Raw genomic sequence first — 13,238 nt, 5'->3', positions numbered from 1 at the left:
GGCAAAGGGATTGTTTTGGATGAGCCGTCTATGGTTGCGATTCAATCCGGCGCAGGCAATAAAAGTAAAATTATGGCCGTGGGCACGGAAGCAAAAAAAATGCAGGGCCGTGCGCCGCGCAATATTGAAATCGTCCGCCCGATGAGGGACGGCGTGATTGCTGATTTTGTGATTACCGAGCGTATGCTGGGTATGTTGATTAAAAAAGCCACCGAAGGACGGTCTTTGGTTCCGCCCCGTGTGGTTATCTGTGTTCCGGGCGGCTCTACCCAAGTGGAACGTAAAGCAATTTTGGATTCAGCGTTTGCTGCCGGCGCGGCAAGCGTGCATTTGATTGAAGAACCGATGGCAGCCGCTTTGGGCGCAGGCTTGCCGATTGAAGATGCGGCAGGTTCGATGATTGTCGATATTGGCGGCGGTACGACTGAAATCGGTATTCTTTCACTGGGCGGTATGGCCTATTCTGCTTCTGTCCGCGCAGCCGGCGACGAATTCGATAAAAGCATCATCCATTACCTGCGCCGACATCGCGGCGTCTTGATCGGCGAAGCGACGGCAGAAGAATTGAAGAAACAAATCGGCTCTGCATCGGGCTTTGAAACCGAAACAGCCATGCGTATTAAAGGCCGCGATCTGGCCGAAGGTACGCCTAAATCCTTGGCGGTTACTTCAAATGAAATTCGTGAAGCATTGAGTGAAACGGTAAATCAAATCATCCGTGCCGTCCGTCTGGCTTTGGAACAGGCTCCGCCAGAACTAGCCGGCGACATTGCCGACCGCGGCATTATGCTGACCGGCGGCGGCGCGCTTCTGCACGGTATTGATACCGTCTTGGCTGACGCAACCGGCCTGCCCGTCGGTATTGCCGACCAGCCTCTGAACTGCGTCGCCTATGGTGCCGGTAAGGCGTTGGACTATATCGGCAAATGGGATACCGTATTTACGGAAAACCCATAAGGTAGATGGTTATGGAACGCTCTTCTTTGCGCTTTGACGAGGCAAAAGGCCCTAAGCTGTTGCCTCGTTTTGTCGTTTATATCACTCTGGCTGCCGGCCTGATGGTGGCCGATTACCGCTTTTCATTGATGCAGCCGGTGCGTGCGGCAGTAATGCCCATGCTCTACCCTGTTCAATGGCTGGCCAATCAACCTGTTCAACTTTATCAATATTTTGCCGACCTCTCCCAGTCCAAATCCGAGCTCTTGGAACAGAACCGCCAGCTTTTAGAAGAAAATGGCCGTCTGAAAATCGATTTGCAGCGGGATAAAGTCAATACCGATGAATTGCGCGAATTGAAAAAACTGTATGGTTTGCAACAAAAAGGCATTCACAACGTTATCGGTGCGGAAGTCATTTCCAATGGCAAAGATCCGCTTTCCGAAAGACTGATTATCGGCAAGGGTAGCCAAGACAGTTTGAAAGTTGGCGATGCAGTCATCGATCAAAGCGGTTTGATTGGCCTGTTGACACAAGTTCACACACAAAGCGCGGAAATTGAACTGATCTCAAGCGGACAAAGCATTGTCCCCGTAGCCGTCAGCCGCACCGGTGAACGCAATTTGGCATACGGCAATGGCAACGGTTTGGATTTGCGCTATTTCCCAACCGGCTCAGACTTGAAACCCGGCGATATTCTGCTGACTTCCGGTTTGGACGGTACTTATCCGGCGGGGATTCCCGTTGCAACTGTCAGCAAGGTTGTCCGCGCATCAGGAACGCCTTATTACGATACGCAACTGACGCCTTTGGCCGCTTTACGCAGCAGCCGTTTTGTCTTGGTACTTTCTTCCGGCCCTTCTTCCCCACGCTGATTTCATGAACGATTTTGACGATTCTTACCGTGCAGTACCGCTGCACATTATGGCGGCCAGTCTCATTGTGATGATGATACTGGACTTTATGCCGTTTTCCTTTGACGGATTCTTTTGGCTGCCTGAAATGACGGCACTGATGTTGCTATATTGGACATTGCACCAACCGCAACGCGCAGGCATGGGACTGGCTTTTGCCATCGGTCTGATTGTCGATGCAGCAACCGCCGCTACTTTGGGCTTGCACGCCCTGTCTTACGTCGTGATGACTTATTTCATTTTAAACCGCCGCCGCCAAATCATGCTTTACGGCCACATTATGCAATTGGCCGCTGTATTGGCTGCACTGCTTCTCAATCAGGCCGTTTTAACTGTTGCACGTCTGTTCCTTAATCATCAGGTCATCACTTTGCAAGGCTTTGTTGCCCCATTTGTCGGCGCATTGCTTTGGCCGATACTCAGCCAGTTGATGCTGATTGTGACCCGTATTTACCGCTCCCACTGAAAAGATGAAACCGATTCTTCCACGCCGTCTTTCCGGTGGTCAACATACCAAAAAACCTTCCGCTCAGGCAGCACAAGCCGATGCTTTGTTGCGCCTGCTCGTTGCGTTTATCCTGATTGTCATCTTCTTTTCCATTTTGCTGGCGCGGTTCTTTTACCTGCAAGTAACTCAACACAATGAATTTTCCGGTCAAGCATCAAGCAACCGTATCACCCTGATTCCAACGCCGCCCGTACGCGGCGAAATTGTCGATATCAACGGCGTTCCTTTGGCCAAAAACTATCCTGTCTTTTCACTCGAAGTTATTCCCAGCCGCATTGAAGGCAAGATGGAAGATGTCATTGAAGCATTGAAAAAATACGTCGATATCACGCCGACAGATTTAAAACGCTTCAAAAAATACCGCGAAAGCTATCGAAAATTTGAAAATATCCCACTCAAACTCAGACTGACCGATGAAGAGGCCGCCCGTTTATCCGTGCATTTGCGCGAATTCAAAGGCGTAGAGGTCAACTCACGCACATTCCGCGAATATCCTTACGGCAAGCTGACTTCCCATTTTTTAGGCTACATCGGCCGTATTAGTGATAAAGACAAAGAAATGCTGGAAGAAGAAGGCCTGACCGCTCTCTATCGCGGCAGTACGCATATCGGAAAATCTGGCTTGGAAAAATATTACGAACACCAGCTTCATGGCATTCCAGGCTATCAGGAAGTCGAAAAAGACGCTTACGGCAACATCGTCCGCGTATTGAAAAATGTTCCGTCCAAAATGGGGCAAACCTTGCGCCTAGGTATGGATATCCGTATGCAACAGGAAGCCGACCGCATCTTGGGCGACCGCCGTGGCGCATTGGTGGCCATCAATCCGCAAGACGGTACTGTTTTGGCATTTGTCTCCAAACCTTCCTTTGATCCCAACCTCTTTATTGACGGCATCGACAGCGACACTTGGAAAATGCTGAATGACGATTGGAAAAAGCCTTTGATCAACCGCGTTACCCAAGGCCTTTATCCGCCGGGTTCTACATTCAAACCCTTTATGGGCATGGCCTTGTTGGAAAGCGGCAAAATCACTCAGAACACCATCGTCCCCGCCCCCGGCGCATGGAGCATACCCGGCAGCCGCCATATTTTCCGCGACTCCGTCCGCAGCGGTCACGGCTCGGCCAACTTGAGCAAAGCCATTCAAGTATCCTCAGATACTTTCTTCTACCGCTTGGGTTACGAGATGGGTATTGATAAAGCCTCTCCGTATCTGGCGCAATTCGGTTTTGGCCAAAAAACCGGCATTGACCTGCCCAGCGAATACACAGGCGTTTTGCCCAGCCGCGAATGGAAAGCCAAACGCTTTGCCAAATCTTCCGACCCGACTGCCAAAGAATGGCGCGCCGGCGAGATGGTTTCCGTCAGTATCGGCCAAGGCTACAATGCCTATACGCCTTTGCAAATGGCACATGCGACAGCATCTTTAGCCAACAACGGTGTTGTCCATCAGCCGCATTTGGTCAAAGAAATATTGGATTTCGGCGCGCGCAAAATTACCCGTATCAATCCCAATCCCGAGCGTCAAATTCCGTTCAAAGCCGACAACTTCGAATACGTCAAACGCGCAATGGAAAAGGTATTGAAACCGGGCGGTACGGCGCACCGTATCGGTGGCGGACTCGCCTATACGATGGGCGGTAAAACCGGTACGGCCCAGGTCGTACAAATCAAACAGGGCGGCCGCTACAACGCCGCAGCCCTGCGCGAACAACACCGTGACCACGCATGGTTTATCTCGTTTGCGCCATTGGAAAAACCTGAAATCGCTATTGCCGTTATTTTGGAAAATGGCGGCTGGGGTGCTTATGCCGCACCATTGGCTCGTGAAATGACTGATTTTTATATGCTTCACGTCAAGCCGCAACAGTTTTCAGACGGCCTTGAATCAGATTCGGCCAAAACTGCAACAACGGACAAACATCAGCCTATTACCAGCATTTTCCAATCTGCCTACGGACTGACGCCGACAAGCCCTGCCTCACAGCCGGAGGTTCATCATGAATAACACATCAGCGTGGAAAAATTTAAAATCCACCATTGCGGCCCCGATTGACCCTTGGCTGTTTTTTGCCATGCTCGCCATCTACATCATGAGCCTGTTCCTGCTCTATGCTGCAGACGGGCAAGAGTTCGGCCAATTGGAAAACAAAACCATCCATACCGTTTTGGGCTTTGCCCTGTTATGGATTATTGCCGTATTCAAGCCGCAAACGGCTGCCAAAATTGCCCTGCCTGTTTACATTGTCGGCGTATTACTGCTGATTGGCGTTGAAGTCGCCGGCGTTACCGTCAACGGCTCAACCCGTTGGCTGAGTCTCGGCTTTACCCGTATCCAACCTTCCGAAATCATGAAAATCGGTATTCCCATGACTGTCGCGTGGTATTTCCAACGCTATGAAGGCCGTCTGAAATGGATACATTATATTGTCGCCCTCGTGCTGATTCTTGTTCCTGTCGCCCTGATTTTGAAACAGCCCGACCTCGGTACGGCAGCACTGATTATGGCTTCGGGTATTTTTGTCATCTTCTTTGCCGGATTGCCTTGGAAGGCTATTTTTGCCGCCATTATTGCCTTTGTGGCCGCTTTGCCGCTCTTGTGGAATTACGGCATGCACGACTACCAGAAAACCCGCGTCCTCACTCTGCTCGACCCAACCAAAGACCCGTTAGGCGCAGGCTACCACATCATCCAATCCATGATTGCCATCGGCTCGGGCGGCGTATGGGGTAAAGGCTGGCTCAACGGTACGCAAACCCATTTGGACTATATTCCCGAATCAACGACTGACTTTATTTTCGCAGTATTCGGCGAAGAATTCGGCCTGATTGGCAATATCCTTTTACTGCTGGTTTACCTTATCATTCTGGCACGCGGATTATGGATTGCCGCGCAAGCGCAATCCCTTTACAGCCGTACTCTGGCAGGCGCGTTGACCATGACCTTTTTCTGCTATGCCTTTGTAAACATGGGCATGGTCAGCGGTATTTTGCCCGTTGTCGGCGTCCCCCTCCCATTGGTCAGCTACGGCGGTACGGCTACGCTTTCCATCATGGTGGTGCTCGCCCTGTTGATGGGTATTGCCAACGAACACAAAAACCTCCGCCGTCGTAATATGGACAACGACGACCTGACTGCAAGCAAGGAATAATATGGAATTAGGTGTAGAAATCGGCAAACTTCTCGTTGCACTTCTTGTACTGATCAACCCCTTCAGCGCGCTCTCGATTTATCTTGACCTGACACAAAACCACAGCACCAAAGAAAAACGCAGAATCGCGCGTACTGCCGCATTGGCTGTTTTCATCGTGATTGTCGTCTTTGCACTGGGCGGCGGTATCTTGTTGAAAGTACTCGGTATCAGCGTCGGCTCCTTCCAAGTCGGCGGCGGTATTCTAGTTTTGCTGATTGCCATCTCCTTAATGAACGGCAACGATAATCCTGCCAAGCCCAAAATCGACCCCAATTCAGAAGAGCATCACCATGAGCAACAAGTCCGCCGCAATGAAAAAGCCATTGCCGTCGTACCCATTGCCATTCCGATTACCATCGGCCCCGGCGGTATCTCTACCGTCATCATTTACTCCTCTGCCGCCAAAAATTACAGCGATATTGCCCTGATTATCATCTCCGGCTTTCTGGTCAGCCTGATTTGCTATCTCATCCTGATCGTTGCCGGACGCATCAGCAAACGCTTGGGCACGACCGGCCTGACCATCCTCAACCGCATTATGGGTATGATGCTTGCCGCCATTTCCGTAGAGATTATTGTTGCCGGCTTAAAATCTATTTTTCCCCAACTGGTCGCTTGAAGTACAATTATCACAATAAAAGGCCGTCTGAAACATTTTCAGACGGCCTCATAAAAACATAAAAACAAAGGAGCCAACCATGTTTCACAGCACCCACGTTTTCACCGGAAAAACCATTTACTGCCGACCGGCGCAAAGCTATACCGAGTTCACCGACGAATTAAACCGCCTCCAAACCCTTCAGCAAACCTTCGCTCAATCAAGCATTACCGAGCGCACCGCCCTCTTACAGCAATTTGCCGACAGCCTTACCCAAAACCAAGAACGCCTTGCTGAAATGGTTTGCGAAGAAGTCGGACGCTGCCTGCACGAATGCCGTGCAGAAATCAGCAAATCCATCGAGCTTATCCGCTACTACGTCCGCCTTGCCCCCGAGCTGCTTGCCCATAAAACCATCGCCACCCAAGCCAGCCTCAGCCAAGTCCGCTTCGAGCCTTTGGGTATTGTGTTGGCAGTCATGCCGTGGAACTATCCTGTTTGGCAGATTTTACGATTTGCCATCCCTGCCCTGTGCGCCGGCAATGCCTGCGCGGTCAAACCTGCGCCCAGTGTCGCTCGCGTCAGTGAAGCCCTATTCAGCCTTATCCCCGAAGGTTTGCCGCTTATCGGCGCATGGTTAAGTCATGAAGACACGCTTAAAGCCATTGAAGATACCGATGCCATGGCATTTACCGGTTCAACCCATACCGGCCGCCTATTGGCCGCCCATGCAGGCAAACATCTGAAAAAAACTGTCCTTGAACTGGGCGGCAGCAATCCGTTTATCATTCTGCCCGATGCCGATCTGCAACGCGCAGCCATCGATGCCTGCTATTCACGTTTCCGTGATGCCGGACAATCTTGCAATGCCGCCAAACGCATCATTGTTACCCAAGATATTGCCGAACAGTTTATCCCGCTCTTCCTTGCCGAGTGTGCCAAACTGCAAACCGGCAATCCCAAAGACCCGAACACCACCCTTGCCCCGCTTCACCGACAAGACCTGCGTCAAACCGTACATGAACAGGTTCAAGATGCGGTTACACACGGTGCACAATGCTTGAGCGGCGGCTATATCCCTGAGGGAGAAAGCTGGTTTTACCCTGCTACCGTCTTAGATCAGGTCAACCCAACCTGCCGCGTTTGGCACGAAGAAGTCTTCGGCCCGGTTGCCATGATTTTACGCGCCGATAATCCGGATCACGCCGTCGCACTTGCCAATGACACACCTTTCGGCCTCGGCGCCTGCATCTACACAGCCGACACGGCAAACGCATGGCAATACGCCGAAAAAATCCAAGCAGGCTCTGTCTTTATCAACCGCCACACCAGCAGCGATCTGCGCCTACCTTTTGGTGGCGTCAAAGCTTCAGGTTATGGACGCGAACTATCAGAATTCGGGCTGTACGAGTTCGTCAACGTCAAAACCTATTGGCAAAAATGAACCGTTTCATTAACTCAGGCCGTCTGAAAAACCCGATTTCAGACGGCCTGATGTTGTTTAAAAAGCTGGCAAAAATATTGTATTTAATCCCATACAAATTCTGCAAAATCAAAGCGGCTCAAAAATAAGAAACCTATTTTAGAAAGCAATTCATATTTCCACGCCTATTTTGAATCGGCAGCTTACCATGTTCATCATTCCAACCGTTTCATTAAACCCTCTATAAAATACCCAATAAACAAAAATGCCGTCTGAAATACAACTTTCAGACGGCATTTTCAATCAAATACTACTTACCGGATTACAATTTCAAACCGGCCAGTTTAGCAGCATACGCATCCAAATCAGCGATTGGACGGGTAGCCACGCCGCTTTCCATTGCTGCTTTAGCAGTAGCTGTAGCAACGCGAGGCAACAGGCGGGAGTCGAATGGGGTAGGAATCAGGTATTCCGCACCGAATTCAAATTTCTTACCGTAAGCGGCAACTACTTCTTCAGTTACCTCTTCCATCGCCAAATCAGCCAAAGCATACACGCAGGCGCGTTTCATTTCTTCGTTGATGGTGGTCGCGCCGACATCCAATGCGCCACGGAAGATGAATGGGAAGCACAATACGTTATTCACTTGGTTCGGGAAGTCTGAGCGGCCGGTACCGATCACCACATCCGGACGGGTTTCTTTTGCCAAAGGAGGCAGAATTTCCGGATTTGGGTTTGCCATAGCGAACACAATTGGTTTTTCGTTCATAGTTTTCAGCATTTCAGGCGTCAGCAGGTTTGCGCCGGACAGGCCCAAGAAGATGTCTTTACCTTTAACGGCATCGGCCAATACGCGTTGGCCGTTATCTTCAATGGCGTAGAACTGTTTGGACTCGTCCATACGGTCTTTGTCTTCGCGGGTTTTGTAAATCACGCCCTTGGAGTCGCAAACGGTCACGTTTTCGCGTTTCAAACCCAAATCCAGCAATTGGTTCAAGCAGGCAATCGCGGCCGCACCTGCGCCGGAGCACACCAAAGTCGCTTCTTCAATTTTGCGGCCGGTATAACGCAAAGCGTTCAATACAGCGGCAGCGGTAATGATGGCGGTACCGTGTTGGTCGTCGTGGAATACAGGGATTTTGCAACGTTTGCGCAATTCGCGTTCGATGTAGAAGCACTCAGGCGCTTTGATGTCTTCGAGGTTGATGCCGCCGAAAGTTGGCTCCAAAGAAGCGATGATGTCTACCAATTTTTGCGGGTCTTTTTCATCGATTTCGATATCGAATACGTCAACACCGGCGAATTTTTTGAACAATACTCCTTTGCCTTCCATTACAGGCTTGCCAGCCAATGCGCCGATGTTGCCCAAACCCAACACTGCTGTACCGTTGGAAATCACGGCAACCAAGTTGCCTTTGGCAGTGTATTTGTAGGCAGTTTGAGGATCGGCATGGATTTCCATACAAGGAGCGGCTACGCCCGGAGAGTACGCCAACGCCAAGTCTTTAGAAGTAGCCAGAGATTTGGTTGGGGTAACGGAGATTTTGCCCGGCACGGGGAATTCGTGGAACTGCAGGGCGGCTTCTTTTAATGAATTTTCCATTTATCGATCCTGTTTGCGAGAGAGATTTTACAGCGAACAAGTCTGAAACAGGCTGCTTCAGACGTTTAAAATTTCTAAAGTCGGGTTGTTAACAGACCGGCTTTGTAAGAGGCCGTAATTTTATCATGTTCTTTTGGTGGCGCATACCGATATTTATTACATTTGTTTTGATATTTCGTTTTATTTGGTTTTATGTCTAAAAACTTCTGTAATAATATTTCTTCACCACATTACCCTTCTTTCAGACGGCATTTTATTTAAAATTAAACATTCAATCCAAAATGACTGTCTAGCGCGGTTTCAATCTGATTTTTTACCGCGCCCAGACTTTGGCTGCTGTCGATAACGGCATAGCGTTCCGGCTGTTCGTTAGCACGTTGCAGATATACTTCGCGCACCCGATTGAAAAACTCGGCTTTTTCTTGTTCAAAGCGATCCTTCTCACGCGTTTGGTTGATGCGCGCCATTGACACTTCCAAAGGCACATCCAACAGCAAAGTTAAATCTGGGCGGAAATCACCCTGCACCCAATGCTCAAGCGTGGCAATATCTTGCAAGGGAACGCCTCGTCCGCCGCCTTGATAGGCAAACGTTGCATCGGTAAAGCGGTCGGAAACGACATGCGTGCCGTTTTTCAGGGCAGGCAGAATGACGGTTTCCAAGTGTTGCTGTCTGGCGGCAAACATCAGCAGGGTTTCAGTACGCAGGCTGACTTGGGTAGCAGGGTTGAGCAGGATTTCACGCAATGCTTCTCCTGCCGGAGTACCTCCCGGTTCGCGCGTAAACAATACGGGCAGTTGGTGTTTCTCAAACCATGCTTTCATTACGGCGAGGTTGGTGGATTTTCCTGCGCCGTCTATGCCGTCAAGGGTAATAAATCTGGGTTTCATATGAATATCGTCAATTTAAAGGCCGTCTGAAACAGGATTATAAATGTTTCAGACGGCCTATTCGGTTTATTTCTTCAAAATATATTTGCGTACGGCAGCATTGTGTTCAGAAAGATTGTGGCTGAACTCGCTCAGGCCCGTACCATCCATTTTTGAGACGAAATACAGATATTTTTCATCAGACGGATGACCCGCCGCTTCAAGCGCGGCCTTGCCGGGAAGCGCAATCGGCGTCGGTGTCAAACCGCTGCGCGTATAAGTATTGTAAGGCGTATCGCGTTGCAGGTCGGCTTTGCGGATTCTGCCTTTATACGCATCGCCCATGCCATAGATAACGGTCGGGTCGGTTTGCAGGCGCATGCCGATATTTAAGCGGTTGACAAATACGGCGGCCACATGGGCGCGGTCGTCTTCGTGTGCGGTTTCTTTTTCAATCAGACTCGCCATAATCAGCATTTCGTACGGATTTTTATAAGGCAGGCCACTTTGACGGTCGTCCCATGCTTCTTGTAGGTTTTCCCGCATTTTACGGTAGGCGATTTTGTAAATTTGAAGATCGCTGCCACCGGCATCAATTTCGTAACTATCCGGGAAAAACTGTCCTTCGGGATTGCTGCTCAAGGCGTCGGGTGCCACTTCGGCCATCAGTTTTTCATCGCTCCAACCGCGCGTATCGTGGGCAATGTCGGCAGTGTTATCGATAATACGGCGCATTTGGGCAAAACGCGCGCCTTCCAAAATTTGCACGCTGACCGAGTCAGGACGGCCTTTTTTAATGCGTTTTAAAATGTCCCAAGCCGATACTTTGGCAGACAGGCGGTAAGAACCGGCATTAAGTTGGTTGTGTACGCCCATCACATATGCTGCGGCTACCAGCACATAACGGTTATAAACGATGCCGTCTTGAGCCAGTTTGCGGCTGACGGAAGAGATACCTTGGTTTTTGGTAATGGTAATACGGTATGGCTTGCCGTTGTCTTTCGGAACAAACAACAATGCGGCAAACACGGCGGCAAATGCCGTCAAAAATACGGCCAGCCATTTCAACAATTTTTTCAGCATGGTAGGATTCTTGGTTTGTGAACGTGTCGGGCAACAGTATAACCGAAAACAAGCACATTAAGCCTGCCACCTTCCCCAACGTATGTTTTCCTATCCCGAAAGGCCGTCTGAAACCATGAATCCTCCTTCAAAAAACACTTGGCAAAACGGCCGTTGGCTGAATGCACGCCAAACTCATTCGTCCAATTTCAGCCCGCGCGAACCGGATGAAGACATCTCATTGGTTGTCCTCCACAATATTTCCCTCCCTCCTTTTGAGTACAACACGGGTGCAGTGGAAAAATTGTTTACCAACCAAATCAACCCTGATGAGCATCCTTTCTTCAGCATCATCCACACCTTGCGCGTCTCCAGCCATTTTTTCATCAGCCGTGAGGGCGAAACCATTCAATTCGTTTCCTGCGACGACATGGCCTATCATGCCGGCGTATCGTCGTTTCAAGGCAGAGAAAAATGCAATGCCTTCTCCATCGGTATCGAATTGGAAGGCTGCGATTTCGAACCTTTTACCGAAGCACAATACACCAGCCTGCAAGCCTTGCTGACCGCTATTTCCGAACATTACCCGATTCAGGCCGTTACCGGTCATCAGGACATCGCGCCGGACAGGAAAACCGATCCCGGACATTTCTTCGATTGGCCTCGCCTTCAAAAAGCAGGTTTCCCCATCCGGCGCGGATAACTTTCAGACGGCCTGAAATGATTGGCAGACATAATGCTGTCACAACCGTTTATTTTCGTTATAATTCAGCTATTCATTCGGACGCATAAAGTCCGGCTCCAACGAACTTCCCACGCAGCAAGATTCCGCACCCTGAAAAAGACGGAATGCTGCCTTTTTAAAAAGTGATTACTCCATGATTTTCATCGTCTTAGCCCTCGCCACCCTTTTGGCGGTCATCGGTTACAACATGTACCAGGAAAACCAATACCGCAAACAAGTGCGCGAACAATTCGGCCATTCCGATAAAGATGCACTTTTAACCAGCAAAACCAAGCACGTCCGCGACAGCAAAGAAACCGGCGGCCAAGGTTTGTTTATCAAGAAAAACAAAAAAAACGAAGAGGCATTGCGCAACCTGCAAGAGCAAGATGAAATCTACGCGGCAAAAGCCAAACTGGCTCACCCTGCCCAACTTAAAACCGATGTCGAGCTGACTGTGGAAGACGACTTTTCCGCAGAAGAAAAAGTCCAACACACCGTTATCGGTTTGAACAACGAAATTACTATAAATCCTGCCGAAGCCGCTTCTGCTCCGGTTGAAACCGAAGCAGAACCTGTGGCACAAGTACCATTGATCAGCTTGGACGAATTGGCTCAAGTCGAGCTGCCTTGGTTTGACCCGCGCTTCGACTACATGGCCTACATCTCCCTGAAACAGGCCCAAGAATTGCACGCACTGCCGCGCCTTTCCAGCACACACCGCTTCCAAATCATCGGTTGCACCATGGACGACCATTTCCGTGTTGCCGAGCCGATTCCGGGCGTTTACTACCAAGGCTTCGTTATGGGCCTTCAGGCTGTTAGCCGCAATGGTTTGGCCGCACGTGAAGAGTTGCAACACTTCGACCAACAGGTTGATGCTTTTGCCCAACTGATGGACGGCAAAGTTTTGCATACCGACTTGGACGCGTTTACCGAAGTCGCACAAGCCCTCGACCAATTCTGTGCGCGTGTTGACCAAACCATCGCCATTCACTTGGTTTCCCATTCCAACATCAGCGGCGTAGAATTGCGTGCCGCCGTGGAAGATACAGGCTTCAAACTGGGCGAAGACGGCGCGTTCCACTTCGGCGACAACAACAATCCTAAATTGTTCTCCATCCATACTTTGGACAACAAACCGTTTACCAATCCTCTGTTGGACAACCAAGCTTACCGCGGTTTCAGCATGCTGTTGGATATTCCGCATGTTCCTGCCGGTGAAAAAACTTTCGACAAATTTATGGACTTGGCTGTCAAACTTTCCGGCCAACTCAGCTTAGATTTGGTTAACGACCAAATGGAAGAAGTTTCCACCCAATGGCTTAAAGACGTACGCAACTACGTTTTGGCCCGTCAGGAAGAAATGCTTAAAGTCGGCATCAAACCCGGCAGCAAACAAGC

13 protein-coding genes are annotated in these 13,238 nt (G+C 50.0%); 10 read left to right on the top strand and 3 right to left on the bottom strand.

Annotated elements, in window-relative coordinates:
* The 8 genes from ACTHSP_RS12130 to ACTHSP_RS12095 form a co-directional block, all read left to right on the top strand.
* Nucleotides 1–957: rod shape-determining protein (locus tag ACTHSP_RS12130; RefSeq protein ID WP_440346168.1), on the top strand; the 957-nt coding region annotated here is incomplete at its 5' end.
* Between the two features lie 11 nt (nucleotides 958–968).
* Entirely contained in the window at nucleotides 969–1,811 is an 843-nt protein-coding gene (gene mreC / locus ACTHSP_RS12125; protein WP_314511789.1) for a rod shape-determining protein MreC, read from the top strand.
* A 4-nt stretch (nucleotides 1,812–1,815) separates the two neighbouring features.
* Entirely contained in the window at nucleotides 1,816–2,316 is a 501-nt protein-coding gene (gene mreD, locus ACTHSP_RS12120; protein ID WP_063075403.1) for a rod shape-determining protein MreD, read from the top strand.
* A 4-nt stretch (nucleotides 2,317–2,320) separates the two neighbouring features.
* The gene (gene mrdA, locus ACTHSP_RS12115; protein WP_440346167.1) at nucleotides 2,321–4,369 is read left to right on the top strand and encodes a penicillin-binding protein 2; all 2,049 of its coding nucleotides are present in this window, start codon (nucleotides 2,321–2,323) and stop codon (nucleotides 4,367–4,369) included.
* Complete coding sequence (gene rodA / locus ACTHSP_RS12110; protein WP_314511793.1) at nucleotides 4,362–5,513, top strand: rod shape-determining protein RodA; 1,152 nt, start codon at nucleotides 4,362–4,364, stop codon at nucleotides 5,511–5,513. Before mrdA ends, rodA begins: the two co-directional genes overlap by 8 nt.
* A 1-nt stretch (nucleotide 5,514) precedes the next feature.
* Nucleotides 5,515–6,174 carry a MarC family protein gene (locus ACTHSP_RS12105; protein ID WP_128581769.1) on the top strand — a complete coding sequence of 220 codons (660 nt, stop codon included), beginning with the start codon at nucleotides 5,515–5,517 and terminating at the stop codon, nucleotides 6,172–6,174.
* Between the two features lie 79 nt (nucleotides 6,175–6,253).
* A complete protein-coding gene (locus tag ACTHSP_RS12100) occupies nucleotides 6,254–7,597 on the top strand; it encodes an aldehyde dehydrogenase family protein (RefSeq protein WP_440346166.1) in 1,344 nt (447 codons plus the stop codon).
* Nucleotides 7,594–7,725: a hypothetical protein gene (locus tag ACTHSP_RS12095; protein WP_314511796.1), complete on the top strand. Its 132-nt coding sequence runs from the start codon at nucleotides 7,594–7,596 to the stop codon at nucleotides 7,723–7,725. The genes ACTHSP_RS12100 and ACTHSP_RS12095 overlap by 4 nt, the downstream gene beginning before the upstream one ends.
* 173 nt (nucleotides 7,726–7,898) lie before the next feature.
* Here the strand turns inward: ACTHSP_RS12095 and ACTHSP_RS12090 are convergent, their stop codons facing one another.
* The 3 genes from ACTHSP_RS12090 to mltG all read right to left on the bottom strand — a co-directional run bounded on the left by ACTHSP_RS12090 (nucleotide 7,899) and on the right by mltG (nucleotide 11,131).
* Nucleotides 7,899–9,179, bottom strand: a complete 1,281-nt coding sequence (locus ACTHSP_RS12090) for a malic enzyme-like NAD(P)-binding protein (protein ID WP_314511798.1) — start codon at nucleotides 9,177–9,179, stop codon at nucleotides 7,899–7,901.
* Between the two features lie 263 nt (nucleotides 9,180–9,442).
* Nucleotides 9,443–10,069 carry a dTMP kinase gene (gene tmk, locus ACTHSP_RS12085; RefSeq protein WP_314511800.1) on the bottom strand — a complete coding sequence of 209 codons (627 nt, stop codon included), beginning with the start codon at nucleotides 10,067–10,069 and terminating at the stop codon, nucleotides 9,443–9,445.
* Between the two features lie 66 nt (nucleotides 10,070–10,135).
* Nucleotides 10,136–11,131: an endolytic transglycosylase MltG gene (gene mltG / locus ACTHSP_RS12080; RefSeq protein ID WP_314511801.1), complete on the bottom strand. Its 996-nt coding sequence runs from the start codon at nucleotides 11,129–11,131 to the stop codon at nucleotides 10,136–10,138.
* 115 nt (nucleotides 11,132–11,246) lie between these two features.
* Between mltG and ampD the strand changes: the two genes are divergently transcribed.
* Nucleotides 11,247–11,813, top strand: a complete 567-nt coding sequence (gene ampD / locus ACTHSP_RS12075; protein WP_314511803.1) for a 1,6-anhydro-N-acetylmuramyl-L-alanine amidase AmpD — start codon at nucleotides 11,247–11,249, stop codon at nucleotides 11,811–11,813.
* A gap of 175 nt (nucleotides 11,814–11,988) precedes the next feature.
* Nucleotides 11,989–13,238: cell division protein ZipA C-terminal FtsZ-binding domain-containing protein (locus ACTHSP_RS12070; protein ID WP_440346165.1), on the top strand; the 1,250-nt coding region annotated here is incomplete at its 3' end.

This window comes from Neisseria sp. P0001.S005, assembly GCF_051963715.1.
This window is presented reverse-complemented; position numbering and strand designations above follow the sequence as displayed.

Bases quoted from the DNA above. Each gene is read 5' to 3' on its own strand.
- ACTHSP_RS12095 (WP_314511796.1), top strand. From the start codon at position 7,594: ATGAACCGTTTCATTAACTCAGGCCGTCTGAAAAACCCGATTTCAGAC.
- tmk (WP_314511800.1), bottom strand. From the start codon at position 10,069: ATGAAACCCAGATTTATTACCCTTGACGGCATAGACGGCGCAGGAAAA.
- ACTHSP_RS12090 (WP_314511798.1), bottom strand. From the start codon at position 9,179: ATGGAAAATTCATTAAAAGAAGCCGCCCTGCAGTTCCACGAATTCCCC.
- mreD (WP_063075403.1), top strand. From the start codon at position 1,816: ATGAACGATTTTGACGATTCTTACCGTGCAGTACCGCTGCACATTATG.
- rodA (WP_314511793.1), top strand. From the start codon at position 4,362: ATGAATAACACATCAGCGTGGAAAAATTTAAAATCCACCATTGCGGCC.
- mreC (WP_314511789.1), top strand. From the start codon at position 969: ATGGAACGCTCTTCTTTGCGCTTTGACGAGGCAAAAGGCCCTAAGCTG.
- mltG (WP_314511801.1), bottom strand. From the start codon at position 11,131: ATGCTGAAAAAATTGTTGAAATGGCTGGCCGTATTTTTGACGGCATTT.
- ACTHSP_RS12105 (WP_128581769.1), top strand. From the start codon at position 5,515: ATGGAATTAGGTGTAGAAATCGGCAAACTTCTCGTTGCACTTCTTGTA.
- ampD (WP_314511803.1), top strand. From the start codon at position 11,247: ATGAATCCTCCTTCAAAAAACACTTGGCAAAACGGCCGTTGGCTGAAT.
- mrdA (WP_440346167.1), top strand. From the start codon at position 2,321: ATGAAACCGATTCTTCCACGCCGTCTTTCCGGTGGTCAACATACCAAA.
- ACTHSP_RS12100 (WP_440346166.1), top strand. From the start codon at position 6,254: ATGTTTCACAGCACCCACGTTTTCACCGGAAAAACCATTTACTGCCGA.